Origin of the sequence: Heliomicrobium gestii, assembly GCF_009877435.1 — a bacterium.
Taxonomy (GTDB): Bacteria; Bacillota; Desulfitobacteriia; order Heliobacteriales; family Heliobacteriaceae; genus Heliomicrobium; species Heliomicrobium gestii.
Map to the genome: position 1 here is coordinate 44247 of NZ_WXEX01000013.1, position 25702 is coordinate 69948.

Annotated in this window: 25 protein-coding genes, 1 tRNA gene, 1 other RNA gene and 1 pseudogene; 21 read left to right on the forward strand and 7 right to left on the reverse strand. The window is 53.6% G+C overall.

Features of this window, described 5'->3' with window-relative positions; translation table 11 throughout:
• The first annotated feature begins 153 nt into the window (after nt 1-153).
• The 6 genes from GTO89_RS13960 (at nt 154) to GTO89_RS13985 (ending at nt 5528) form a co-directional block, all read left to right on the forward strand.
• Nucleotides 154-1305 carry an aminotransferase class V-fold PLP-dependent enzyme gene (locus GTO89_RS13960; RefSeq protein ID WP_161262713.1) on the forward strand — a complete coding sequence of 384 codons (1152 nt, stop codon included), beginning with the start codon at nt 154-156 and terminating at the stop codon, nt 1303-1305.
• On the forward strand, nt 1302-1985 hold the full coding sequence (locus GTO89_RS13965; protein ID WP_161262714.1) for a DUF554 domain-containing protein: 684 nt from the start codon (nt 1302-1304) through the stop codon (nt 1983-1985). The genes GTO89_RS13960 and GTO89_RS13965 overlap by 4 nt, the downstream gene beginning before the upstream one ends.
• Nucleotides 1986-2005: 20 nt before the next feature.
• Nucleotides 2006-3151 carry an alanine racemase gene (locus GTO89_RS13970; RefSeq protein ID WP_161262715.1) on the forward strand — a complete coding sequence of 382 codons (1146 nt, stop codon included), beginning with the start codon at nt 2006-2008 and terminating at the stop codon, nt 3149-3151.
• 249 nt (nt 3152-3400) lie between these two features.
• Entirely contained in the window at nt 3401-3907 is a 507-nt protein-coding gene (locus tag GTO89_RS13975) for a DUF4446 family protein (protein WP_161262716.1), read from the forward strand.
• An 83-nt stretch (nt 3908-3990) separates the two neighbouring features.
• The gene (locus GTO89_RS17875) at nt 3991-5061 is read left to right on the forward strand and encodes a peptidoglycan DD-metalloendopeptidase family protein (protein WP_161262717.1); all 1071 of its coding nucleotides are present in this window, start codon (nt 3991-3993) and stop codon (nt 5059-5061) included.
• A gap of 50 nt (nt 5062-5111) precedes the next feature.
• The gene (locus GTO89_RS13985) at nt 5112-5528 is read left to right on the forward strand and encodes a bactofilin family protein (protein WP_161262718.1); all 417 of its coding nucleotides are present in this window, start codon (nt 5112-5114) and stop codon (nt 5526-5528) included.
• Between the two features lie 108 nt (nt 5529-5636).
• On the opposite strand, the gene yyaC is transcribed toward GTO89_RS13985, so the two are convergent.
• The gene (gene yyaC, locus GTO89_RS13990; RefSeq protein WP_161262719.1) at nt 5637-6299 is read right to left on the reverse strand and encodes a spore protease YyaC; all 663 of its coding nucleotides are present in this window, start codon (nt 6297-6299) and stop codon (nt 5637-5639) included.
• Nucleotides 6300-6386: 87 nt separating this feature from the next.
• Here yyaC and GTO89_RS13995 point away from each other — a divergent pair, with 87 nt between their 5' ends.
• The 4 genes from GTO89_RS13995 to spoIIR all read left to right on the forward strand — a co-directional run bounded on the left by GTO89_RS13995 (nt 6387) and on the right by spoIIR (nt 11785).
• Nucleotides 6387-7529, forward strand: a complete 1143-nt coding sequence (locus GTO89_RS13995) for a YkvI family membrane protein (RefSeq protein WP_161262720.1) — start codon at nt 6387-6389, stop codon at nt 7527-7529.
• Between the two features lie 121 nt (nt 7530-7650).
• Nucleotides 7651-9645 carry a selenocysteine-specific translation elongation factor gene (gene selB / locus GTO89_RS14000; protein ID WP_161262721.1) on the forward strand — a complete coding sequence of 665 codons (1995 nt, stop codon included), beginning with the start codon at nt 7651-7653 and terminating at the stop codon, nt 9643-9645.
• Between the two features lie 106 nt (nt 9646-9751).
• Nucleotides 9752-10921, forward strand: coding sequence for an ABC transporter substrate-binding protein (locus GTO89_RS14005; protein WP_161262722.1), 1170 nt, complete (start codon nt 9752-9754; stop codon nt 10919-10921).
• A 216-nt stretch (nt 10922-11137) separates the two neighbouring features.
• A complete protein-coding gene (spoIIR, locus tag GTO89_RS14010; protein WP_161262723.1) occupies nt 11138-11785 on the forward strand; it encodes a stage II sporulation protein R in 648 nt (215 codons plus the stop codon).
• 41 nt (nt 11786-11826) lie between these two features.
• On the opposite strand, the gene ssrS is transcribed toward spoIIR, so the two are convergent.
• Nucleotides 11827-12007, reverse strand: a non-coding RNA gene (ssrS, locus tag GTO89_RS14015) — 6S RNA.
• A gap of 188 nt (nt 12008-12195) precedes the next feature.
• Between ssrS and GTO89_RS14020 the strand changes: the two genes are divergently transcribed.
• A tRNA-Sec gene (locus GTO89_RS14020) sits at nt 12196-12293 on the forward strand.
• 126 nt (nt 12294-12419) lie between these two features.
• On the forward strand, nt 12420-12980 hold the full coding sequence (locus tag GTO89_RS14025) for a hypothetical protein (RefSeq protein ID WP_170294535.1): 561 nt from the start codon (nt 12420-12422) through the stop codon (nt 12978-12980).
• A gap of 100 nt (nt 12981-13080) precedes the next feature.
• Here the strand turns inward: GTO89_RS14025 and GTO89_RS14030 are convergent, their stop codons facing one another.
• Nucleotides 13081-13983: a LysR family transcriptional regulator gene (locus GTO89_RS14030; RefSeq protein ID WP_161262725.1), complete on the reverse strand. Its 903-nt coding sequence runs from the start codon at nt 13981-13983 to the stop codon at nt 13081-13083.
• A gap of 117 nt (nt 13984-14100) precedes the next feature.
• On the opposite strand from GTO89_RS14030, the gene GTO89_RS14035 reads away from it, so the two are divergent.
• Both GTO89_RS14035 and GTO89_RS14040 read left to right on the forward strand, forming a co-directional pair.
• Nucleotides 14101-14817 carry an AzlC family ABC transporter permease gene (locus tag GTO89_RS14035; RefSeq protein ID WP_161262726.1) on the forward strand — a complete coding sequence of 239 codons (717 nt, stop codon included), beginning with the start codon at nt 14101-14103 and terminating at the stop codon, nt 14815-14817.
• Nucleotides 14807-15112, forward strand: coding sequence for an AzlD domain-containing protein (locus tag GTO89_RS14040; RefSeq protein WP_161262727.1), 306 nt, complete (start codon nt 14807-14809; stop codon nt 15110-15112). Before GTO89_RS14035 ends, GTO89_RS14040 begins: the two co-directional genes overlap by 11 nt.
• A 215-nt stretch (nt 15113-15327) precedes the next feature.
• Here the strand turns inward: GTO89_RS14040 and GTO89_RS14045 are convergent, their stop codons facing one another.
• Together GTO89_RS14045 and GTO89_RS14050 are read right to left on the reverse strand one after the other, a co-directional pair.
• Nucleotides 15328-16062, reverse strand: a complete 735-nt coding sequence (locus GTO89_RS14045) for a LytR/AlgR family response regulator transcription factor (protein ID WP_161262728.1) — start codon at nt 16060-16062, stop codon at nt 15328-15330.
• Nucleotides 16063-16069: 7 nt separating this feature from the next.
• A complete protein-coding gene (locus tag GTO89_RS14050) occupies nt 16070-17341 on the reverse strand; it encodes an ATP-binding protein (RefSeq protein WP_161262729.1) in 1272 nt (423 codons plus the stop codon).
• A gap of 595 nt (nt 17342-17936) precedes the next feature.
• Here GTO89_RS14050 and GTO89_RS14055 point away from each other — a divergent pair.
• Entirely contained in the window at nt 17937-18593 is a 657-nt protein-coding gene (locus GTO89_RS14055; protein ID WP_161262730.1) for a copper amine oxidase N-terminal domain-containing protein, read from the forward strand.
• A 388-nt stretch (nt 18594-18981) separates the two neighbouring features.
• Complete coding sequence (locus GTO89_RS14060) at nt 18982-20199, forward strand: ISL3 family transposase (protein ID WP_161262731.1); 1218 nt, start codon at nt 18982-18984, stop codon at nt 20197-20199.
• A 422-nt stretch (nt 20200-20621) separates the two neighbouring features.
• On the opposite strand, the gene GTO89_RS17985 is transcribed toward GTO89_RS14060, so the two are convergent.
• Nucleotides 20622-21197, reverse strand: a complete 576-nt coding sequence (locus GTO89_RS17985; RefSeq protein WP_407929497.1) for an HD-GYP domain-containing protein — start codon at nt 21195-21197, stop codon at nt 20622-20624.
• A gap of 21 nt (nt 21198-21218) precedes the next feature.
• A pseudogene (locus tag GTO89_RS17990) lies at nt 21219-21578 on the reverse strand (response regulator); the annotation flags it as partial.
• Between the two features lie 615 nt (nt 21579-22193).
• Between GTO89_RS17990 and GTO89_RS14070 the strand changes: the two are divergent.
• From GTO89_RS14070 to comA, 5 genes are all read left to right on the forward strand, one after another.
• Entirely contained in the window at nt 22194-22604 is a 411-nt protein-coding gene (locus tag GTO89_RS14070; RefSeq protein ID WP_161262733.1) for a hypothetical protein, read from the forward strand.
• Nucleotides 22605-22778: 174 nt separating this feature from the next.
• Entirely contained in the window at nt 22779-23036 is a 258-nt protein-coding gene (locus tag GTO89_RS14075; protein ID WP_161262734.1) for a MoaD/ThiS family protein, read from the forward strand.
• A gap of 104 nt (nt 23037-23140) precedes the next feature.
• Nucleotides 23141-23476 (forward strand): hypothetical protein, encoded by a 336-nt coding sequence (locus tag GTO89_RS14080; RefSeq protein ID WP_161262735.1) that lies wholly within the window; start codon nt 23141-23143, stop codon nt 23474-23476.
• Nucleotides 23477-23705: 229 nt separating this feature from the next.
• Nucleotides 23706-24668, forward strand: a complete 963-nt coding sequence (locus GTO89_RS14085) for a polysaccharide deacetylase family protein (protein WP_161262736.1) — start codon at nt 23706-23708, stop codon at nt 24666-24668.
• A gap of 155 nt (nt 24669-24823) precedes the next feature.
• Nucleotides 24824-25663 (forward strand): phosphosulfolactate synthase, encoded by an 840-nt coding sequence (gene comA, locus GTO89_RS14090; RefSeq protein ID WP_161262737.1) that lies wholly within the window; start codon nt 24824-24826, stop codon nt 25661-25663.
• Nucleotides 25664-25702 lie beyond the last annotated feature (39 nt).

A 25702-nucleotide genomic window follows, 5' to 3' on the forward strand; every position in this document is an offset into this window, starting at 1 on the left:
ATGTTTCACGTGAAACATACATCAGAGCAGTTGTCTGTTTTCCGTAGATCAGGAAGTCGCGAAGAAATAATGTTTCACGTGAAACAATAGGCTGCGACGGATGCAATGTTTCACGTGAATCATTCGAGCAACTGATGAGAGGATGAACCTTCGTTGATCTATATGGACAATGCAGCCACCTCCTGGCCAAAGCCGGAATCCGTCTGGGAGGCGGTGCTGCGTGTCGGAAAAACCATCGGCGCCAATCCGGGGCGGGCGGGTCACCAGATGGCCATTGACGCAGGTCGAGCCATCTACAACGCACGGGTGGCCATTGCCCGTTTGTTTCAATTTCCCGATCCCCTGAGAGTTGTCTTTACCTTAAACGCAACAGATGCCCTCAACCTGGCCATCTTCGGCTTGCTCAAGCCGGGAGACCATGTGTTGACCACCCGGTTGGAACATAACGCTGTCGCACGACCTCTTTATATCCTTCAGCATCGTGGAGTAGAAGTCACCTATCTGGACGGTGATGATTATGGACGAATCGATCCGGATGAGATCAAGCAAAACAGAAAAGCAAATACAAAAGCCCTGATCCTAAATCATGCCTCAAATGTAACCGGGGCAATGCAGGATCTGGAGAACATCGTTAAAGCGGCCAAGGCGCTCGACCTGCTTGTCATCGTCGATGCGGCGCAGACGGCAGGTGTATTTCCGATCCAGATGGAGGCTTGGGGCATCGACCTGCTCGCCTTTCCTGGCCACAAGGGGCTGCTCGGTCCTCAAGGCACAGGCGGACTCTGTATCATGCCCGGAATTGATCTGGAGCCATTGCGCTATGGAGGGACAGGCAGCCAAAGTGAATCGGAGCTGCAGCCGCTCTGCCTACCTGACCGTTTCGAAAGCGGCACACCGAATACACCGGGGATCGCCGGATTGGCAGCTGGGGTGGAATACATCCACCAATTCGGGCAAGCAAAGATTGAAGCCCATGAACGGATGCTCACCCAACAACTCATGGAGGGTTTAGCCGGCCTAAAAGGGGTGCGGTTGATGGGACCGCCTATCGGTGAATCGAGAGCAGCAGTCCTTTCCCTCACGGTCGACGGGATGGAAGTCGCAGAGATGGGTTTTCTGCTGGACAAAGCGTTCAATATTGCCGTACGAACAGGATTGCACTGCGCGCCGTTGGCCCACCGGAGAAGCGGCACCTTTACGACCGGAACGGTTCGGTTAAGCCCGGGGATATTTAGCACTGAGACCGAAATAAAGGAGGTCGTAGCCGCCATCACCCAACTGGTGAACGAGGCAAATACGATATGACCGGCACAATTGTCAACACAGTCGCCATCATCGGCGGCGCCATCGCGGGCGCCCTCTTTCAAAAAGCGATTGCCGAGCGGTTCAAAGTGACGGTGATGCAGGGGATTGGCTTATCGGTATCGTTGATCGGCATCCAAATGGCGCTGCAATCAAAAAATCCCCTGATTGTGGTGGCGTCGCTCGTCCTCGGCGGCATCCTTGGCGAAGCCATCGGCATCGAAGCCAAGTTGGAGCAATTTGGGCAGTGGCTCGAGAGCAAGGTCGGCAACAATCACGGCGACGTGGCGAAAGCCTTCGTCACCGCCAGCCTGATCTACTGCGTTGGCGCGATGGCAATCATGGGTTCCCTTCAGGACGGTCTTACCGGCGACGCATCCGTTTTGTTTGTCAAAGCCATGCTGGACGGAATCACCTCCATCATCCTGGCGTCCACCCTGGGGATCGGCGTTGCCCTTTCCGCGCTGCCGCTTTTCATCTATCAAGGAAGCATCACCCTGGCCGCTTCATTCATACAACCCTTTTTGCAGCAGAGCATGATCGCTGAGATGAGCGCCGTCGGCGGCCTGCTGATCACAGGAATCGGAACGAACATACTGGGTGTTACCCAACTGCGTGTGGGCAACCTATTGCCGGGGATTCTTTTTGCCATCATCGGGGCGGGTTTGTTTCCGCCTGGCTGATGGCGGAGGAGGAACGGAAAATGAACCCTACCCTTACGAAATTGAAAAAGAAACACTGGCCAACCGACGATGTGTGGACACCGATGGTGATCGTCCGGAAAAAACAACTGCTTGCCAATATTGAAACGATGGCAAGAAAATGCCAGGAAAAAGGCGTCAAATTGCGGCCTCATTTCAAAGCGCACAAGTTGCTTCCCATCGCCCAGCTTCAACAGGCGAACGGCGCTGCCGGATTCACGGTGGCCAAGCTCTCAGAGGCGCAGGTGCTGATCGACGGCGGGATGCAGGATATCCTTGTCGCCTACCCCCTATGGGGGGAGGCCAAGTGGGACGCCTACTTTCACATGGCAACCAGAACCGCCATGGCGACCATCGTCGATTCGGAAGAACGGCTGGAAGCCTGGCGTCGCCAGGCGATCCGACGGGAACAAAAAGTTGACCTCTATGTCAAGGTCGACAGTGGCCTGCATCGCGTCGGTTATCCCCCAGGGGAACAACTCGACAAGTTGATCCGCGCGGTCACCGCCTGCACCGAAGTCCGGTTTCGCGGCCTCTTGACCCATGCCGGTCATATCTATGGCGCCACCTCTTCGGAAGAACGGGAAACGATCGGCCGGGAAGAGGGCGCTGTTTTGCTGCGAGTGGCGCAAGCGATGAGACAAGAGGGGATCGAGATCCCCGAGATCTCTGTGGGGTCTACGCCGTCGGTGCGATTTAACCTGGATACGCCTGGTGTCACCGAGGTGCGGCCCGGCAACTATGTCTTTCACGACGCCACCCAAGTTCGCCTGGGCGTCTGTCCGCCCGACGCATGTGCCCTACATGTCCTGACCACCGTCGTCGCCTGCCCGACTCCGGACCGCCGCATCATCGACTGTGGCGCCAAGGTGCTCGCCCTGGATCAGGGCGCTCACGGGAACCGCGCCGATGTGGGCTATGGGATGTTGTCCGTTCCCGGTTGGAAGCTTTCCCGTCTATCGGAAGAACATGGGGTGTTGGAACGAACCGCCCCGGATGGTCCCCAACTGCCGCTCGGCGTGACGATTTCGGTCATTCCCAACCACGCCTGTCCCGTCATCAATCTGGCAGAGGAAGTGACGATCGTCGATGACGAAGGAAGGCCTGTAGATACATGGTCGGTCGATGCGCGCGGATGCAGTCGCTAGTGATCCCCGTCGCCCTCCCGCTTTGACAGGGGAGGGTTCACTTTTTTCGTGAAAAGGCAGGATGCGTTTATGCGCGTAAGTTCTATCGTTCTTGGGAATACTTGTGAAAGAATTTTGGTGATCCAATCCCTCACGCCTTCCATGGCGCCGCCAGCAGGTGCAGCAGAAACGGAAAAATGTCGACCAAGTAGAGGAAATAAGGCGGAAACGTGGAAATAAAAATGACGGGCGAAGGGGGGTATTTTGGAAATGCCGGGATTAATCGCATGGGCCAATGATAACCTGGCCGGATTGACATTGATGTGCCTGGGACTCACCATCACGATGATTGTGATCGGTCTGGTCGCAGTGGTGAAAACACAAAAGGTCACCCGCATGTATCAGACCTTGATGAGGGGCCAAGAAGGACAAAATCTGGAGGCGCTGCTTCAAGAGAACATGCAGCTCTCACAACAATTGGTGCAGCGGATCGAGACGATGGATCGCTCGATCGCCCTGCTCGAGGCGATCAGCAAAGAGACGGTGCGCCACGTCGGCATCGTTCGATTTAACGCCTTTGAAAACGTTGGGTCGGATCAGAGCTTTGCCGTAGCCATGCTCAACGACCAACGAAACGGCGTCGTGATCAGCAGCCTCTATGGAAGGGAACTGTCCCAAGTTTACGCGAAGCCGATCCAAAACGGAAAATCAACATACCTGCTATCCGCGGAAGAGGAAGAGGCCATTGGTAAGGCCCTCGCAGATATGGATAAATAATTTACCGACATTTTCCCAGCGAAAAGCAGGAAAAATCTACTTGGTAGACGAATAACGATCTTTCCGGGATTTCAAAAAGCGGGGTGAACCCCATCCCAAAAGTGGAATCACCGCGTCGTGGCCGTCGACAACCCTATACGATCATTTTCGCTCCAGGTTCGGGCCAGGAAACATGGAGTATCAACCTATCACCGGAACGCATGCGCAAACTGTTCATCGGCGGAGCGATTGGCGCTGGTCTATTCCTTGTGATCGTCATCCTTGCTCTGTACACCCTATTTGAGTTTACAGAGTTGCAGCGATTGCGATCGGTCAACCAGGAACAAGCTCGTCAAATCGAAGAACTGAGGGATGTTTCGGATTCTGTTCAGGAAAAGCTCGAACGCGTCAAAGCGTTGGACAAGCAGATCCGTCGCATGGTCGGCATCGATGGCGGGTCCGATGCCGGCGCCGAAGGAACAGGCGATGGGGCGTCTGGAGAAGGCGTGAAAGCGCCCTCGCCCCCCCTGAACCAAAGCTCTGCTGCCCCGGAAATGGCAAAACAGGAGTTGCAGGCGTTTCGAACGGTTCCTTCTCGCTCCGGCAGCGCCATGTCGGAACGAAGCCGCATGGGCGCAACCGTCAGGCAACTCTTTCGCGGTGAACCGGATCAACTGGGGCTGTTGGCTGCTTCGATTCGGCAACTGGATTCTGAATTGACGGATCAGGAAAAAGAAATGCAGCAACTCAATCAAGAAGTGACCAACCGGTTGGCCTACTTGGCCGCCGTCCCCTCCAGCTATCCGGTGCGAGGAGAAATCACCTCTCCCTTTGGCAACCGTCGCTCACCCTTTGGAACGAAGAACGAATTCCACTCCGGGCTGGATCTGGCGTCTCCCTACGGAACCCCTGTGCGCGCTGCCGCCAAAGGCACCGTCGTCTTTACCGGGTGGAAACCGGGACTGGGCCGGGTGGTGGAGATCAACCATGGACAGGGGTTTCAAACAGCCTACTGCCACCTCTCCGCCATCACGGCGAAAGTCAATCAGGAATTGGAACGGGGCGATACGCTGGGCAATGTGGGCAATAGCGGGCGCAGCACCGGTCCCCATCTTCACTTCATGGTCTATCTTCAGGGGCAACTGCAAGATCCCGAGCGTTATCTGCTCCATTGATCAAAAAATCTGTCCGAGAACCAAGGCAGGATGAAGGAGGCGAATGGCCCATGTTCGGCCGTAAAAAAGAAGGAAACGCAACCGCCGTTGATCGCATCGATACGGTCATCGGCAGGGAATCTCTGATCACCGGCACATTAAAAGCCACGGGGACGGTCCGCATTGACGGACAGTTCAGCGGTGAAATCGTCGGCAAAGGCGATATTATCATCGGGGAAACCGGTCGTGTCGAAGCGACCATTGAATCACGCAATGTGATCATCGCCGGAACGGTGCATGGGAACATCGACGCCTCCGGACGCCTGGAAATCGCCTCGACGGGACGGCTGTACGGCGACCTGACGGCCACCAGCCTGATCATCGATGAAGGCGCCGTCTTTCACGGCAGTTCCCGGACAGAGACGCGGCCATCCCGTGCCGTCGAAGAGGATGAAGAGGACGAGGAAGCCTTGGAGACGGCGCTCTAAAAAGCGTAAGAGAGATTGCGAAAAGGCTCCCCCGAGAATCGCTGGACACCGGAATTCTCTGGGGAGCCTTTTTTGTTGGGATGCCTTCTCGAAAAGAGCGAAACACGCTCAGGGCCATACCGGCTCGATCGACTGGGTGTCCAAGGCCGTGGCGGACGAATGAAAGGTCAGCGACGCCACCGGCTTGCGGCGAGCCGCTCGGTAGTATCCGTACAAGAGGCCGCGGCTGATTTGGTTCGAGAGCTTCATCACCTCAGAAAGGCGCGTGTTTTGCAGCACCATGAACTCCATGAAACCGCCCACATTGACAATGCCGGTAATGTGCAGATCTCCGATTTCCGGGAGATCTTTTTTTACGCCCGCGCCGGGGCGCAACCCGCCCAGGGAAAGGGTCACCTGACCCACCTGATCGATCCGTCCGAGCGAGGCGTCGATGGCGATGATCAACGCCCCCGGATGGATCTCTTCGATCGCTTTTTTCTTCTCCACCAGGTTGGTGGCGTGAATGGGATCATCCAGGGTGCCGTAGATATGATAGTAATTAGAGGCCAGCGGCGCCAACTGGGTGCCCACGAGGGGTCCGAGACAATCGCCTGTCGAACGGTCGGTGCCGATGCAGAAGACGACGCGCGGGCGGCTCAAGGTGGGATCCAGATAGAGGATGAGTTCAGCCAGGGCATCACCGAGCGAATGGGCGCATTGCCGGCTGTTCGACGAAAAATATTGTTTTTCTCCGGACAGCAGGCGCTGCCAGTCACGTTGTTCTGCCATGTCCAAACTCCTTTGCGCACTGTTTAGTAACAGCATTCCCATCATGAGGGAAAATAAACCATTCTACCTACGGAATGGGGGATGACCATGGGGGCTCTTTGGCAGGTGCAGGTGGCATCGGTCTATATCGGCGCCGTCTTGGGCGCCGGATTCGCCTCTGGTCAGGAGATCTTTCAGTTTTTTGTCCGCTACGGTCCAGCGGGGCTGCAAGCGGTGTTGCTCTCGGCCGCGCTCTTTGGCCTCCTGGGACCGGCGATTTTTTTCGTCTGCCGGATTTATCGGATCAGCCGCTACCAGGACCTCCTTGACGGGCTATTCGGCGCGAAAATCGGCAAAGTCATGGACGGTGTCATCACCTTTTCCCTCTTTGTCGGGGTGATGGTCATGCTGTCCGGGTCGGGCGCGCTCATGTCCCAGCAGTGGGGATGGCCGCCCTGGACCGGCGTGGCCGCCACGACAGCGCTGATCCTGCTGTCCCTCTGGTGGGGGATCGACTCGCTGATCTGGGTCAACACCATCTTGGTGCCCCTCAAATCGATCATCTGCCTGGCGGTGGCCTTGGCGATCGTCCTCTGGACGCCCTCGATCGACGAAGCGGCGCCGGCAGCGTTGACGGCACTAAACTGTCTGGCCGGGTGGGCCAACCCGCAAACCACGGTGGCGGAGCCCAATGCCCTCCTGCCCGATTCGCCGGCCCTGAGCGGCTTTTTGTATGTCTCCTTCAATCTCACCATGTCCCTGGTGGTGCTCGTCGCCCTGGCGCCGCAGGTGCGCCGGCGGGGAGGCTATGCGGGCGCCGCCGCCGGCGGGTTGCTCCTCGGACTCTTCGCCTATCTGCTGACACTGGCCATGCTGCGCTATGTGCCGGAAATCGCCGCCTACCCGGTGCCCATGCTCTTTCTTGCCGGCGCCTTGCATCCTTGGACCGGACAGGTTTACGCCTTTTTGCTCTGGCTGGCCATGTTCACGGCGGCTTTGGGGAGCGCCTTCGGCGCAGCCCTGCGGCTCGCCAAAGCGGATCAAGGACCGGACTTTCGCCAAAAGCTGATCCTGTCGGTGTTGTCAGTCTGCCCCTTTGCCATGCTGCCCTTCGCCGATCTGGTGGCCACCTTGTACCCCTTTTTCGGCTATGTGGGTCTGCCGCTGGTGCTGGCTGTCGCCTGGGTGTCGTTGAAAGAGCTATGGCGGCGGATGGCAAAGGAATATCCATTTTTTACCATGAACCGATGATGTATCTTATGCGCAACCAAAGGCGATCGTTTTGTTGATAGTAGCGTATAAAGAAAATAGAATAATAATCATGGAACATACCGTTGAAGCAGGACGCATCGGGCGACGTGGAGGAATGGCGATGTCAGCGGGAGAGCCGATCCATGCCATCATCGGAACGGCCGGACATATTGATCATGGAAAAACACGCCTCGTCGAGGCGCTGACGGGAGTCAATACGGATCGGCTGAAAGAAGAAAAAGATCGGGGAATATCCATTGAATTGGGGTTTGCCCCCTTGTCGATCCCCGGCGGCCCACGGGTCGGCATTGTCGATGTGCCCGGCCATGAGCGCTTTATCCGGCACATGGTGGCCGGGGTCACGGGGATGGATGTGGCGATCCTCGTCATCGCCGCCGACGAGGGCGTGATGGCGCAGACGAAAGAACACCTGGATGTGATCGAACTGCTGCGAGTGCCCCGGGGCATCACCGTTCTGACGAAGACCGATCTCGTCGATGATGAATGGCTCGCCATGATCACTGACGAGGTGCGCCGGGATCTGGCCGGAACACGCCTGGCTGAAGCGCCGATTCTGCCGGTATCCGCCGTCAATGGGACCGGAATAGAGGAAGTCAAAAAGGCGCTTGCCGCCTTGGTCGAAGGATTGCCTCGGCGGCCCGTCGCCGGTCCGGCCCGCTTGCCTGTGGATCGGGTCTTTACGGTGAAGGGGTTCGGTGTTGTCGTCACCGGCACCCTGGCATCAGGGGCGCTGCGGGTGGGCGACACCCTCACCTTGTATCCGGCGGAGCGGACCGTACGGATCCGGGGGTTGCAGGTCCACGGTGAAAAGGTCGACGCCGCCTGGGCCGGTCAGCGGGTGGCCGTCAATCTGGCAGGGGTGGAGGTCAGTCACGTGGGGCGCGGCGAAGTGCTGGCCCATGCCGGTTTCCTCCGGCCCAGTTACCGGATCAGCGTTCGCCTGCAAGCATTGTCCCGGGAGGACCGGCCTTTGCGTGATCGAGAACGCATTCGCTTTCACGCCGGCACGAAAGAGACGCTGGGGCGGTTGTCCCTGCTCGAAGGCGACCGGCTCGAACCAGGCCGCTCCGCCTTTGCCCAGATCGTCCTGGAGGAGCCTGTGGTGGTGGCCAAGGGCGATCCCTTCGTCATCCGCACCTACTCACCGGCTCGAACGGTTGGCGGCGGCCAGGTGATCGACGCGACGGCCGGCAAGCTGAAAAAAAACCGGCCCGATGGGATCACCCACCTCACCGTCCTCGAACAGGGAGACCCGGCGGAGCGGCTGGCCCATCACCTGTCCTGCACCGGCCAGCCGGTGACGCCGGCGGAGGCGGCCCGATTGCCGGGCCTTCTCCCTGATGATGTGGAACAGATGATCGCAGACATCGAGGCCGCTCCGGAAGGGGCGGCAACGGTAAGGGAGGGGGCCCTTTCGACGGCGGCGTTGGCGCCACCGCCACCGCCACCGGTTACCCTCCTCGCGGGAGAGGGCATCCGCTACCTGGCCCATGGGGGACAGATCGGCGCCTTGGAAAGGGACCTGCACCGCGAACTGGACGCCTATCACCGCCGCTACCCGCTGCGCCGAGGCATGGGGAAAGAGGAACTGAAGAGCCGCCTCGTCCCCGCTTGGAGCGCCAAGGCCTACAGCGCCCTGCTGGAGACCTGGGAGAAGCGCGGTCACATCGTCGTGGAGGCAAAGACAGTCGCCTTGGCGCAACGGAAGGACAAGCTGCCGGCAACCTTGACCCGCCTGCTGGCCGCGCTGGAGGGGCGGTTTCAGCAGGGCGGCCTGCAACCGCCGCTGCTGGCGGAGGCGAAAGGATGGCTGGTCCGGGAGGGACTCAGCGTCGAGAATGCTGAGGAGTGCCTGAACCACCTCCTCGACCGGGAGCGTCTGCGCAAAGTGGGCGACGACCTGATCTTCCACGTCGACGCCCTTGAGGATTTTCGCCGGCAGATCGTCCATGTGTTGCAAGGAGGGCGGGAAATCACCGTCGCCGAGGCGCGCGATCTCACCGGGAGTTCCCGGCGCTATGTGGTGCCTCTGCTGGAGTGGTTGGACCGGGAACGGGTGACCCGGCGCGCCGGCGATAAGCGAAGCCTCTGGTAAAAGCGAAGGGCCTGCAAAAAAAGGGCACTTTGGCAAATGAATGGAAAATGCTGTAATATCACAAAGAAATGGGACATACCCTCTTTGATAGAAGGAGGGTTGTCCCATGCTTTTTTTATCGCGCCGCTCGCTCATCACCGTTTTTGGACTCCTCTTCCTCGTGCCCGGGCTCCTCTATGTGGGATGGATGAAATCGATGACCGCCCTGGCCACGATGAGAACGGGCCATAGCCCGATTGTCCTGGCGGTGGCGGTCGAACTGACCGGCCCTGTCGGTTCCTGGGGGCAGGCGGCCTTCAAAGGGATCCAGATGGCGGTCGATGAGGCGAACAGCCAGGGGGGGATCGAAGGGCATCCTGTCCAAACCATCTCAGCCGACGCCAGTGACGGAGCGGGGCTTGCCGGACTGTCCGAGCAGGCGCAAAAAAACGGCGTCGCCGCCGTCATCGGTCCGGTTACGCCGTCGAAGGCGGAGGCGCTCGTCAAGGCCGGCCTGCCGGTGCCCTTGATCAGCTTGGCCACAGCGTCGACGGTGCCGAGCATCGGCGACAAGGTCCTCCAGGGCAGCTATGACGACCGGCAACAGGGGGCCGCCGCCGCCCAGTATGCGGCGCGCGTCTGGAGCAAAAAGGCGGCCCTCGTCGTCGAGGAAAAGAGCGCCTACGCCCAGTCCCTCGCCAAGGCCTTCCGGGAGACCTATGAGGAAAAGGGCGGAAAAATCGTCAAGAGCCTGACTTACCAGCGAGGACAACAGGATTTCAGCGCACTCATCCAGCAGTTATCCCAGGCCGATCCCGAGGTGATCTACCTGCCGGGCTATGCGAAGGAAGGGAAAGCCTTTTTGCAGCAGGCCCGTCAGAAAGGGCTCCAGACGCCGGTCATCGGCGGCGACGGTCTGGAGTCGGTGGCCAAAGAGATCGCCGGCAAAGAAAAAGAAGCCTGGCAGTGGCGTCTCTACTACACGACACCCAATTTCATCCCAACCGGCGAAGCGGCGGCCTTTGTCCAAACCTACCAAAGCCGCTACAGTGAAGCGCCCCAGCCCATGGCGCTCTGGGCCTATGACGCCACACGGGGGATTTTGAACGGCCTGCGATCCCCCGAGGTCCGCGCTAATCCCGACGCCTTGCTCCGCCAGATGGCCGGGGCCGGCTGGCCTGTCGCCGGCGGACGGATGCGGATCGATGAAAACCGCCACGCTTGGCGGCCGATGGCGATCATGGGGTCCGAACCGGACCTGCGGCTTGTTGAAGTGATCCCCGCTGCCGGGCCGTGAGTCGCCTCGCGCCGGAGTTGGAAGCGGATCGGATGGCGCAGACGGACCGAGGAGCGGAGAAGCGGTGAGTAGGTGAAGGATCAGGTGCTGAGATAGGCACGCGCGTAGACGCGACCCCATCGGTAGTCGTTTATGCGCAGGTAGATGTTTAGCAAAGGGCGCGACCCGGCAAGACTACCTCCTGGATGGAACCAATCCATGAAGGAGGAGAACCGCTTGGCTCGAACGCCCTTTTCTCCTGCCTTCCGGCTCCTGACCCTGTTCACCCTGTTGTTGGCATGTTGTGGCGGAGTGGCCTTCTATCTACCGCACTTGGAGGCCCGTGAAGCTTCGCCGCTGCCGCTCCTGCGCCTGCACGTAGTCGCCCCTTCGGACGACCCGGCCGACCAGGCGCTCAAGCTGAAAGTTCGCGACGCGATCCTGGCCTATGTCGATCCGCTGCTGGCGGACTGTCACTCCGTTGAGGAATCGCGCGAACGGGTCCAGGAACACCTGGACGAGATTCAGACCCGCGCCGCCGCCGTCATCAGAGAAGCCGGCTATGACTACGCCGTCACCCCGGAGGTGGGTCGCTTTCACTTCCCGGCCAAGGTGTATGGTCACCTGAAAGCCCCTGCAGGAGAGTACGAAGCGCTGCGGGTGGTCATCGGAACGGGGCAAGGCGCCAACTGGTGGTGCGTCCTCTACCCGCCCCTCTGCCTGAGCGACCGCACCGGCGCCGTGGCCGCGGAGAGCCCGTCAACGGTGAAGGCAGTCAACGCGATCGAATCGGTCAGCCCACAGGACGGTGAGACCTCCGGCAAACTTGCCGTTGAGGTTCGCTCCAAACTCTGGGACATGATCAACGGCATAGAAAAACCCTGAAGCTCATCGCTTCAGGGTTTTTTTGCTCCGATCGGAGGTTATGTAGACCCACAAAGGCCGTCACCGACACGTTTTCCAACCTTGCGCTCGCAAGTGGGCGCTTCGCCGCCAGCGTTTGCCTTCCCGTCGTAGCGGGCTTGACAGCGGCTGACCAGATCCAGCTCCCGTAAAGTAAAATTATCGATTGAAAACATTAATCGGCAACGCACCCAGCAGGCGCACCGGAATCGTTCCGGCAAGTAGTATTCTACCCAAAAGAGGAGAGATTGTCACTAGGAGGTAGGTGGAAAACAAATGACTCTTCCCGTTTTGCTGTCGTCAATGTACTCCGATGGCTGAGTTGCATGGACTCCGGACGAACGGTACAATATAAGTATTGCTTCAAACTGGGATATTTTCAAAGGGAACTTGGGGGTGAATGGGGACTGGTGTCCTCCCTGGGCTTCAAACCCACGTGGCGCGCGGCCAACCCGGGCGCGGTAGGTTCGATTCCTACCCACTCCCGCCAATAAACGTTTGAGTAAAAATTTCACTGAAGCATAAAGCATAGTTTTGCGCAATACGTAAAACTATGCTTTAAGTTTGGAAAACATAGAACTGGGCAAACTGCTTTTTGAGAAATGAGGTGCTCGTGATGTTGGGATTAAAGAAATTAATTATTGATTTCTTTGATTTTGCGCAAGAAAACGACGTCGAATTATATAATGAATTTAGTTTACAGCATGAATTGGGGATTTATTTGAGAATGACAGTTCCAGATCACAAAGTGCAATTTGAACGAAACACTTCTTTTTTTACCAGCGATCACAATACCATTAAGAAGGAGATCGACATTTCAATCTTTACGATCGATAAAAAAGAAAAGTACGCTATTGAATTAAAATGTCCTTTAAATGGGCAGTATCCAGAACAAATGTACTCTTTTGTAAAGGACATTCGGTTTATGGAAGAAATGAAAGAGAGGGGGTTTACCGGAACGGCCTGTGTCGCCTTAGTGTCGGATAGACCCTTTTACGAAGGAAAAGTTAATAATGGAATTTATAAATATTTTAGGGAGGACTATGCTGTATACGGGAATATCTACAAACCGACTGGCCCTACCAAAACCGATAATTACATAGCTCTTTCCAGAAGGCATGAATTCATATGGAGAGACCTAAACGCTCAAAGAAAATATTACGTGATTGAAATATAGCTGGTCTAATACTAATTGGGCAACGCTCAAAGGGGGACGGAGCTTAACCGTAGGATATTATATTTAGATTATCTTCTCAAAAACGATCTACCTCCTTTGCTTATTCCGCCAAAGGAGGTTTTTCTTCATGCGCAAGTCCGCCATACTGTTCCACAATAAAATCCATAAAATATCTGCTGGCGATCGGCAATACCTTTTTGTTCTTAAAGGCCAATGAAATCGTTCGGACGATCGGCGGAGATATCTCTTTCGTGACAATGTCATAGTCAGATCTGCTTAGCACCAATTTCGGTAGGATGGAGACGCCCAACTCTTTTTCAATCATCGACATGATCGTGTAATCGTCATGGGCGCGGTATTGAATGTTGGGTTGCAGATTTTTCTGCTTGAAATATTCCAAGGGCTCGCTCAATTGCCCTTCGTCCAAAAGGATAAAGGGTTCATGGACGAGATCTTGTAATGAAATCGACTTCTTGGCCGTGAGCGGGTGGTTCCTGGGGATGACGGCCAACATTTCATCCTTTTGCAGGGGGATGGTATTCAGATCGGCGGCTGCATCGGCATCGGGATTGACGAAGCCAAAGTCAACGCTTCCCTCCTTAATCCACAGGGCGATGCTTGTGTACTCACCTTGATGAAGCTCAAAGACCACGGAAGGATACTTTTGCTTAAAATCTTTCATCAAGCCTGGCAGCCAGTTGCTGGACACGCTTGAAAACGTTCCGATGCGCACGATGCCTGTTTGCAGCCCCTGCATCGCTTTGTGTTTTTCCATGAGCTCACGGTAAGCGTGATAGACCCCTTTGATGTATGGCAGCAATTCCTCGCCGTCCGGCGTCAGTGTGACCCCTTTTCTGGAACGGAGAATAAGGAGGGTCGATAATTCCTTTTCTAAGGAATGAATCATCTGACTGATCGCCGATTGGGTGTACCCCAGTTCTTCAGCCGTTTTGGTAAAGCTGCCGGTTTCCATGATTTTGATCAGCGCAAGGTAACGATTCATCTCAGCCTCTTTTCATTAGATTTGCTAATATAATCATTATAGGAATTTGTTTTACTTATGTAAAGGCGGACGGTAGAATGATAAAACCAAAGGAGAAGATTCTGAAGGGGAAGGATCATGAACACCAATATTTCGAACTGGAAAAAGGGCGTTAGAGACGGGATTCCCATATGCCTGGGCTATTTTGCCGTGTCCTTTACCTTCGGCATCATGGCAAAGAACGCCGGGCTTACGCCGTTTCAAGCGGTCCTCATGTCGGCAACCAACATCACATCGGCCGGGCAGTTTGCGGCGCTTGGCCTCATCGGGGCGTCGTCGACGTACATAGAGATGGCCTTCACCCAACTCGTCATCAACCTGAGGTACTGTCTGATGTCCTGTTCGCTGTCGCAAAAGATAAATGCCAGCACTGATTTTTCCCATCGATTTTTGGTTGCCTTCGGCATCACCGATGAAATATTTGGGGTGTCTGTTTGTAAAGAGGGGAAACTGCATCCCTTCTACAATTACGGGTTGATGACCTCGAGCATACCGGGCTGGACGTTGGGCACCTTTTGCGGCGTCCTTTCGGGGAGCCTCTTGCCGGAGAGAATCGTCAGCGCCTTGAGCATCGCCCTCTATGCCATGTTTATCGCAGTCATCATTCCGCCGGCGAAGGGCAATAAAATCTTGTCCGGAATCATCCTGCTGTCGATGCTGGTGAGTTTCCTATTCGCCAAGATCTCCGTTCTCAGCGAGATCTCTTCCGGATTCAAAATCATCCTGTTAACGCTATTGATCGCAGGCATTGCTGCCCGACTGTTCCCGATACAGGAGGTTGCCAATGAGCAGTAACGTTTATGTATACATACTGGTCATGGCGGGAGTCACCTATCTGATCCGGTTAATCCCGTTGACGCTGATGCGTAAGGAAATCAAGAACGGTTTTGTCCGATCCTTTCTACACTATGTGCCCTATGTGACACTGGCCGTGATGACCTTTCCCGCCATATTGAACGCAACGGCCAATGTATGGTCTGCATCGATCGGCTTCATCGTGGCCATCATCCTCGCCTACCGGGGCAAGAGTCTCTTTATGGTTTCCTTGCTCGCCTGTGTCTCTGTTTTTTTGATCGAGCTTATCTTATAGCCCAGTTTCGACGCCCCAAAGTGCTCTACCGTCGATTTAATTTAAGTATAATCGTTGCTACGAACGTTGCTACGAGCCTTCGGTCTAAACATCGATGTATGGTGCGTAAAAACGAAGAATTCCTATTTATTTTACGACCTCCTTGAAAATCACTGCAACCGTAAGAAAGGCGCCATTTACGAAAAAAGTAAATGGCGCCTTTCTTACTTGCCCGATTAGCGAACATGAAACCGTTTGCGGAATTCTAACACATACTTCTCCGAGACAATCGCATCTTTTCCACGAAGTCCACGAAATCGTAACACGATTGATTTGTCGCCTCTTGAAGCACTATCAATTTGTTCAAGGTTGACTACATAACTTCGATGAGTACGCATCATGGAAGGATATAGTAACAGACGAGGAATTAGCTCAGATAATTCCTCTGTCGATTGGATAATAATATTATCCGATAAATGAAACAATACACCACTTGTTTTTGATGTTTCAATAAAAGAAATGTCTTGAAAAGGAACACATCGATAACTGTCCTTTGTTCGGAACATTATTGTTGTTTCTTTTTTTAAAGAATTCAAATCGATCTTTTGGTATAGTCGTTCAACTACACGAGTAATCGCTCTGTGAACTCGTCGTTCAGAAGCGGGTTTTTGTATAAAATCAACGGCACGCACATCATATCCGTCAGATGCGTAGGATGAATTTCCTGTATACGGAATAACTTCGACTTTTGTGTCAGCTAATATAGGAAGAATAGCTTGGATCGCATTTTGCTCATCTCCCATTTCTACATCTAGAAATACCACATTTGCCGAAGAAAGAAATAGTTGTTTTGCTAACGATTCAAATGACGTTACTACCTCGATAGAAATAATGCGGGGATCCGTCTTCAAAATATCTCTTAAATCATCTGCCGCACCGATATCGTCATCAGCAATAATGGCTCTGAGCAAAGTAACATCATCCTTCGTGTACTAGATTCGGTGTTGGCAACGGAAAGGCAATTGTAACCTCAGTTCCGCCCGTAATAGTAGAAACACGGGTATACCCTTCTCTGTCACGAATGACTCTCTTGATTTGAGCTAAGCCTTGGCCTCGCCCTTGTCCCTTTGAAGAAAAACAGGTACTAAAAGCTGCTATTCTGGCCACTAGTGGCATTTCACCTGAATTACGAACAATGAAAAATGACATCTCATAGTCCTCATCAATAATAATTTCAATCCATCCACCAGAACCTGCTGCTTCGGCAGCGTTTGTCAATGCATTGCCAATTGTAGCAGTAAGATCGACGGGATTTACTTGTGCTCTCCATGGTGCGCGAACATCAATGGAGGTTTTCACATCATTGAATCGAGCCAGAGTAGCGGATATGATGGCTGCGAGATAGGAATCTCCAACTTCCTCCAAGTCCGTAATATCACCGAGTTCGCCAATAAGGTTCTTCATGTAATTTGACGCATCGTTCAATAGTCCACGCCGAAGCAGTACTTGAATATTTGATAAGTGATTACGTAGATCGTGACTAATTCCCCGCTCCCTACGTTGTGGGGTATGGAAGGCATAGTGTTCTAAAATATAGGAACGTCCTGCAGTAGTTGCAGAAAATAAAGAGAAAGTCGTGGCCCCTGCAAGAATGATTGAGCGGAATGGGCCTCCGAGATGATTGTAAAGTATCCCTTCGATCGAAATACCTAGCGCTGCAATTTGAGCAAGAACGGCAACAATAATTGCTAATCCATTTCTGTTTCCCACTGAGTAAATAAATGCATCGACATAGGGACGCAAGGTTACCCGAAAATGACGAAGTGTGATCCAGACTCCGCCCATGCAAATGAGGACACCGGTGCCGCCGACAAATAACGGCCAAATACCATAGTCTGCTGGCGTGCCGGGCGCCATATCGAGCCAACCCCATAAAACTCCATATAGGGCATCTATTGAAAATATAATAGTAGACAAAACAGCAACTGCAGTTGTTGTGTATCGCCACGGCATTAAAAGAAAATAGCGAGTTATGACACAGATAAAAAGAGTCTCAATAATAGTATTGAGATCTGGATTTATACCAGTAAAATTCCCGGATATCGTTAATATACTATCGTAAATAAATGCTGCTCCAAGTACACGAATAAAACTAACCTCAAAGGCAAACAAATCAGCCATAATTTTAAAACATATTAAAGAATGAAAAAAAGCTGGATAAAAAAAGAAGAACAAATCCCGAACAGACATTAATTTCTCCTTTTCGGCGCCAATATTCCGCGTTTGGGGAGACTATTTCCTATTGAAAGGGTAATTGTGTCGCGTTTAAGTGACAAGATGTATTATCTAGATATCGTACTTGGCATTTTCAATGTATCAACTAAAGAGATCATTATTTTTCAAGAAACCAACATGGATCTACTATTTCATAATATACAATATATTACCAGAAGTGCGTTGAATTTGTTAACACCCAAACACATATTCGTGACGGAGAGGTGTACCGGTAGAGTGTGCACTCCTTCTGTTTGGAATGTTTTTTTGGTCACTTACATTTTAACAAACAGGGGTGCACTTTTTGGCATCAAGATGACGTTTTCGTCATGGATAAAGCTTTACATTTTAGGGCTTCGGTCCCACTCTCAGAGGTGCGAACTTTGAGTTGTGAAAATGGAAAGGTATTACGGAAGACCGAGTTAGACAATCGCCTCATGACTCCGAATAGTGATCAGTTAATTTATGGTGATAAAGTCATATTGCTTGCGAGAGCAAGTTCAAAATTAACTAAAATGAGACCTAAAAAACTGTTATCACAAATTGGGATTTAAGAAAGGTGTGTTCGCTCATGAAGAAAGTATTATTTTTTGGAGTCTTAGTAGGATCATTACTCACTTCGTCCATTGCTTTTGCGGACCAGGCTATTAAGCTTATTGTAAACGGAGTAGACATCACTCCTAACATGGAAGCAAAGCCTATTATAGTTGATGGAAGGACATATGTTCCGGCTCGTCCTTTAGTAGAGGCACTTGGAGCGACTGTTTCTTGGGATAATAACACTAACTCCGTAATTGTAACCGGAAGTAATAGTGAAGGTAAATCTGGCGAGGTCGGCCTTTGGGAAAAGAAGCCAATAGCAACTACAGGATATAATTGGGATTTTCATAAAGATGAAAAGGTAATATCTACAGCCAACGGTGGTAAACAAGGGTCCATAACATTTGATTTAGATAATGTCGGTATTAAACCAGTACGATTAAAAGGAACCATTATTTATGAAAATACATACGATGGATACTCAATTATTGAGATATTTGGTAATGGGGAATCTATCTACAAAAGCAACCAGCTTAAAGGAGTTGGAACTCCGATCCAAGTAAATCTACCAGTTGAACATTTCTCGAATGTTACAATTCAGCTTCATCGTTATAATAAAGACGGGCAACTTGATGCTTCTGGGTATCTGTATTTAACTCTCTCCAATTTGCGAATTACCAGTAACTAGAACACTACGTAAAGCGGCCTCGCAATTTATCTGTAGGGTCGCTTTTTAATTTATTCCTGAATTCGTGAAGCAATATCCAGAATAATCCTGAATTTCGACGCAAACCCCGTTTAATAGACAAAATTGAGTGTAATCGAGAAGAGATAAACTCAATTATTCCTTTGAGATGTTTACACTCGTCTAGACTCGGCAGATGCTGAGAAAGGAAAAACCCGGTAACTGAAGCCGCCGAGCTGCATAGAAAACCGCGATTCTTCCAACACTTGGTTTGAATAGAAACCGAGGGAAGAAGGGTTTTGTATGCAACCACAGTCTGCTCAGATTAAAATACTTTTAGCTCCCGTTTTTTTGTGTGGGTTGGCAATTACAGAAATGCTAAAATGGGGCTATGAACAACACAGATTTATTTCAATTAGCCCTCGGCTTAACACCGCCATGGTTTGTCTCTGAAACCCGGTTTAACGCCGAGGCCCAAGAACTGCATATTACGATCGACTTCGTGCCCGGAAGCTCATTTGCTTGCCCGGCTTGTGCTGAAGCTGGCTGCAATGTCCACGATACAAAGGAGAGATCTTGGAGACACCTGAACTTCTTTCAGCACAAGACCTTTATCCATGCACCTTTGCCTCGAACGAAATGCGATCGATGTGGGGCAGTCCGCCAGATAACGGCGCCGTGGAGTCGACCCGGCAGTGGATTCACCCTGCTCTTTGAGGCCTATGTGATGACACTCATGAAAGAAATGCCTGTTAAATCAGTCGCGCGAATCGTTGGGGAACATGACTCTCTCCTGTGGCGAATCCTCCATCACTATGTTCATACAACTCGTCGAAAAGAAGACCTGTCGGCCGTCGAGAAGAGAAGCATCGATGAGACGGCTCGGACCAAAGGGCACAAGTACGTCTCGAGCGTGATGGACGCCGAGACCCGGCGAGTCATCTTTGCCACAGAGGGAAAGGGCGCCGACGTGCTTCCAAAGTTCAAAGAAGATTTTCAATCCCATAGGGGTTGTGCGGAGAATATTACCGATGTTTGTATGAACATGTCCCCAGCCTTTATTTCCGGCGTGGAGAAAAATCTTCCGGAAGTAGCGATAACCGTTGACAAGTTCCATGTGATCAAACTTATCAACGAAGCGGTGGATCAAGTTCGACGGGAAGAACAAAAGACGATGCCGGAGTTGAAAGGAACGCGCTATACCTGGTTTAAAAACAAAAGGCATCTAACGATGAAGCAAAAAGCAATTATGGAGGATGTGCTGGCCCAACGAAACGCAAAGACCGGCAAAGCATATCAGCTCCGACTCACATTTCAAGAAATGTACGAAAAAGACCCCATGGATGCGCCGATGTTCTTTAAAAAGTGGTACTTCTGGGCGACACATAGTCGGTTAGCGCCGATGAAAGAAGTGGCACAGACCATGAAGCGACATGAGAAAGGCATCCTGCGGTGGTTTGTCTCAAACGTTACGAATGGGTTGCAAGAAGGGATCAATAGCGTGATTCAGGCGGCCAAACGTAAAGCGCGAGGGTACAGGTCAGTACGCAACTTTATTTCCATGGTTGCGGGTGGGCTAGACATTCGTAAAGCACCGGAGAGAATTTGATACATTTTCAGCAAACAAATGTTCAACCACACAAAAAAGCCAAGAGCCAGTAGATCTACCTAGAAATATAGTTGCAACGACCCGAACACATAGACGCTGAAAGGACGCAAGCCAACAATGAACAAGCATCTGCAGTGAGTGATCACATAAATGGTTGCCTGCCTGATTTCGTCAGAAAAACGAGTTCAAGGATTATCCGGACGAGGTCATGGCAGTCGAGTATTCGATAGGTACAGCGTTGGACATGGCGGAGGCCATAGGAGTTGTTAAGTGCGGCTACATCCTTTTCAATGGATATTATCACTTTTTGTGCCATTTCTAAGTCGTGCTCATAAATTAGTTCACGGATTCTGGTATTTGAATTAGAAAATAGAAAAAAATGCGTAAGCGCCATTCACGAATCAACGTGAATGGCGCTTTTCTTAACCAATGGCTTCCCCTTCCTCCTCAACCATGTCACAAAAACAGGCCGTCAGATCTGGGTCCCACTGCTCCCCTGCGTGGCTGCGGAGGATGGCGAGCGCCTCCGCTTGGGGGAGCGCCTTGCGGTAGGGCCGATTGCTCGTCAAGGCGTCATAGGTGTCGGCGATGGCGAGGATGCGGCCGCCCAGGGGGATGTCCTCGCCCTGCAGGCCGTCAGGGTAGCCCTTGCCGTTGTACGCCTCATGGTGGTGGCGAATCAGGGGCAGCACCGGGGCCAGGGTGTGGATGGAGGCGCAGATCTTCTCTCCCGTGACGGGGTGGGCCTTGATGGCCTCAAACTCGTCGGGTGTCAACTTGCCGGGCTTAAAGAGGATTTCGTCGCGAATGCCGATCTTGCCGATGTCGTGAAGCAGTCCGGCGATTTTGATCACCTCGGCCTCCCCAGGATCGTCCATCACCCGGAGGGCCAATTGGTGAGCAAAGTCGGAGGTTCGCTTGGAGTGGTTGACGCTGTAATGATCCCGGGCTTCTAAGGCTTGGGCCAGGGAAAAAACGACGTTTTGGAAGCTCTCCAACTCGTCATGGAGCGCCTTGATCCGCAGCAGCGACTTGACTCGCGCCTGCAGTTCCAGGGGATTGAAGGGCTTGGTGATAAAATCGTCAGCGCCGATCTCGAAGGACTTGATCCGTTCATCCATGCCGTGCAGGGATGTGATCAGCACGACAGGGATCAACTGGGTTTCTTTGTTGCTTTTCACTTTGGATAACACACAAAAGCCGTTCATATCCGGCATCATCACATCGAGGAGGATGAGGTCGGGCTTTATCGTACGCAGCATCTCCAGGGCTGCCTGCCCACTGTCGGCTTCAATCACCCGGTACGGTTTCAACAATCCGCACAGCAGCATGCGGTTGGCTCTGTTGTCATCGACGACCAGGATTTTGGGAATCTCCATCACGTTCACTCACAATCTGTCTGTTCGTCGCCTATTTTGCGCAGAAGGCATGCGACTGCACTGTTTATGTATAAATGAATAATTGTAAATGACTTGATATGAGTATACGCGAAGGGATCCGCAGGGAGCAAGAGACAGGCCGGAATCACTGAATATTCTCCCGATGTCTCCAAGCGAGCGAGCGATGTTGGAAAAGGCAGCAGGAGTACGAGGCGTCCGCTGCAATCAACTCGATTTGTTTATTCTGGTGATGTAGACTGCTGGTGTAATTGCTGTAGATTCGATACAATAAATGTTAGCGCCACAAAGGGATAGTGGGCCGGTTTTTGAATATGACGGCAGAAAAAATAAGCAAAGATGACAGATAGGGAAGAGCGTCCGGAATGAAAAGTTCGAAAGTAAAGCCGGAGTAAAACTGGAAATAAAACCCGAAGTAAATCCCAAAGTAAATCCTAAAGTAAATCCGGGAAGTAAAGTCGGCGGGGAAAGCCGATGAGAAAAATCGGCGAGAAAAGCCGGAAACAAAACAGAGGAAATCTGCGGGACGAAACAATGGTCTTGCTGAAATAACAGGCGCGCAGATCGACATTGGCTAGGGGAAGTGAAATCGGCGGCATGAACAAAAATTGGGCAAACGGGATCATCGCCGGGGCGCTGGCCGGCGCGGTGATCGCACTCGTTCCATTGGTCCTCTCCTTGCAGGGCGAGCCGGTGCTGGGCCTGGATCGCATGGGGTGGGCGGCGATCGAGGCGGTGCTTCTCTTCGGTCTTTTCGGCCGCGCAGCCTATCTGAAATGGAGTCATCACCAACTGAGCCAGGCTATTCAGGCGTTGACCCCCTTTCGGGAAGGCCCCCTGGAAAAACCGGCGCTCAAGCTGCTGCTGGAGGATTTGCAGAAGCGCAACGACGAGCAGCATGGGCTGAACCTCGATGTGGTCATGGCCAAGCGGGAATTGAGTCATGCGGCGCTGGGGATCAGCGCGCCATTGGCAGAGCGACTGAACCGGATCTATGGCGCCCAGTAGGGGCGGACGGTTGGGAGCGGGCCATCCTCGGCAGGATGGGCAACCTCTGTCTATGGTTTTTATATGTTGCGGATCGGCGGCAGAACCGATAGACTTTCAGTAGAGAATGCGCCTCCAATAACAAAGTCGAACAGCGCGAGAGCGTGGCAGACGATGGCCACAGAGGAGGTTGTCATGAGCGATTCGCAGGAAGCGACGAGAGACGCCATCACGGTGTTTGTCAAACTCTTTGCCACCTTTCGTTTGAACCGCTTTCCCACGCGCCTTATGGAGTTTCCCGCCGGGTCGGCTGTTCGCGACGCCTTGTCCGTGCTGGCCATTCCCGAGAAAGAAGTCGCCATTTGCATGGTCAATGGCCATTCCAAGGAGATTGACCATATCCTCTCCGACGGAGATACCTTGTCCCTCTTTCCCCCTGTCGGCGGGGGTTGACAGCAGAATCGCCTCTTTTGCGAATGAAACGCCACAGTATCATGGTGACCATGTGCTGTGGCGTTCTGCATCTGAATGCCAACAACAGAAAGGGGAGACGGACAGTGGGGGAAATGCCGGATCAGTTGCGACTGCATCAGGTCTTGGAGGCCATCAAGGCGCTGTCAGAGGAGGACCAGCAGGTGCTCCGCGACGCCTTGCAAAACATCCGGTCTGAAACGCCGGGGATCATTGTCCAGGTGATAGATATGGACGAGGAGGAGAACCCGGAGATCTCCATGGGTGCGTTGATTCATGGTTTCATCGATTTGAACCTGTCCCTGACGGCGGGAAAGACCAAGCTGGTCACCTCCGTGTTTCACGAGGGATACCGGCAGGATTCCACCATACGCCTGCTGTACAACCCGCGGTTCAAGGCGTTCTTGTTTCCGCTCCACTAGGGATGCGAAGAGATAGAGGCTACGCGAGATAGAGGCAATGCGAGAAAGAGGCAACACGAGATTGACGTAATGCAGGATAGACGCAATGGGAGATAGCAAAAAAGCGCCGTTTTCGGCGCTTTTTTATTTGCTAAAATTACCAATCGAATAAGTCCGTTTGTCCCGGCAATTTCCGGCCATCCCCCGTATAGGGTGTAGAGGGTATTCCTCAAAACCGAGGTGGTGTGCCATGCAGGGGGACGGGCAGGCTGCGGCAAAACCGGTCGTCGACGCCGCGGCAGCGCCCGGAGGCGGACAGTCCGCCCAGGAAGAGCGGCATGTCGACAGGACAATGGCGTTGCGTTGGTTTGCGCTCCTAACGCTCACGGCGTTGCTCGCTTTGTTGGCCCAGGCCAGCCTGGTCAATGAAGGCTTGCTGCGGCAGCAGATCCAGGCGCGAAGTCAGATCGAGAGCCTGGAGGCCCAGGTCCGGCAGTTGAACGACACGGTGGAGCAGTTGCAGCGCGAGAAGCAACGGTGGCGGGCAAACCAAAGCCCAACAGGCGCTGCGTACGGGGAGAAACTTCCGGAAAAAAAAACGGCCTATCTGACCTTCGATGACGGCCCCAGCGAAAACACCGCGGCGGTCCTGAACATCCTGGCCCGTTACCATGTAAAAGCCACCTTTTTTGTCAACGGCAACCCGACGGCCGCCGGCAAGGCGCTCTACCAGCGGATCGTCCAGGAGGGGCATGCCCTCGGCAACCACACCTACAGCCATGACTACAAGAAGGTCTACGCCTCGATGGACGCCTTTTTGGCGGATGCCCGTCGACTCGACGACCTGATCGAAGAGGCGACAGGGCTTCGGCCCGAACTCCTCCGCTTTCCCGGCGGCTCGAACAACCTCGTCTCGCCGAGCCGCAGGTTCATGAGCGAGTTGACGCGCCGGGTGATCGACGCCGGGTATCAGTATGTGGATTGGAACGTCGATTCCCTCGACGCCGCCAAGACGACCCAAGACAGGGCGATCATCGTCGACGCCGTGACCCAGCAGGCGGCTGGTCAAGATCGGGTCATTGTGCTGTTTCATGACAGTCAACCCAAGCGGACGACCGTCGAGGCGTTGCCGGAGGTCATCGAGCGACTGCAGGCAGAGGGATATGGCTTCGAGTCGCTGACCAAGAACGCCTACACGGTCAAATTTTTATAAAAAAGGGGTAGCAAAAACGAGGGGACGATCACGGAGGCTCAGGAAGTTGCAACAGCAGCTTCATTTTTTTTGAACAATTCCAGAGATTCGCACAAACCTTCTCCGGCCTCGATCATAGTCTATGGTGAGATAGAACTCCCATGGAGGGTGAGGATATGACCAGCAAGCCGCTCTGGTTTCCGCCGGTGTCGTGGCCGACGGGGTTTCGCAACGAAAAGCCGCGCACACAGGGCGTGACCATGATCTTTGACAAGGGAATCGGGTTGGTGTCCTTTCATGACCTGCTCGAAATGGCCGCCGATCACATCGATTTTATCAAGCTGGGTTTTGGGTCGGCGGCGCTCTACCGGCCGGAAATCCTGGAACAGAAGGTAAACCTGGCCCGTCGCTACGGTGTCGAGGTCTATGTAGGGGGAACCCTCGGCGAGATCGCTTACTGGCAGGGCGGCTATGAGGAACTGCTGGCGGGCCTGCAGGCCGTCGACATCCGCTGGGTCGAGATCTCCGACGGGACGATCCAGATCCCCTCCCGGGAACGGCGCGCCCTGATCCGCAAGGTGACGGACAGGGGGTTTCAGGTGTTGACGGAGGTGGGGAAAAAAGATCCCCGTCAAACGCTTCCGCTGCCGGCGATCATCCGCCAAATCAGGGAAGACCTGGCCGAAGGCGCTTCCTATGTCATCGTCGAGGGGCGTGAATCGGGAAAAGGGGTCAACTTCTACGACAGCAAGGGAGAGATCCGCGACGATGACCTGGAGGCGATGGTGGAGGCCGTCGGAAAGGTCGATGCGCTGCTGTGGGAAGCGCCCATGAAAGAGCAGCAGCAAGCCCTGATCAAGCGTTTCGGCGTCAATGTGAACCTGGGGAATATTCCGGTCCATGAAGCGATTGCCCTGGAATCGCTGCGCCGCGGCCTGCGCTCCGACACGCTCGCGCTAGCCATCGAGGAAAAGGCGCGGCAAGAAGCGAGCGCGGCGGACAACGGGCGCCCCTAGGCGGCAAGCCTGGTGCGGCGATGACACTGGCGGGCAGAG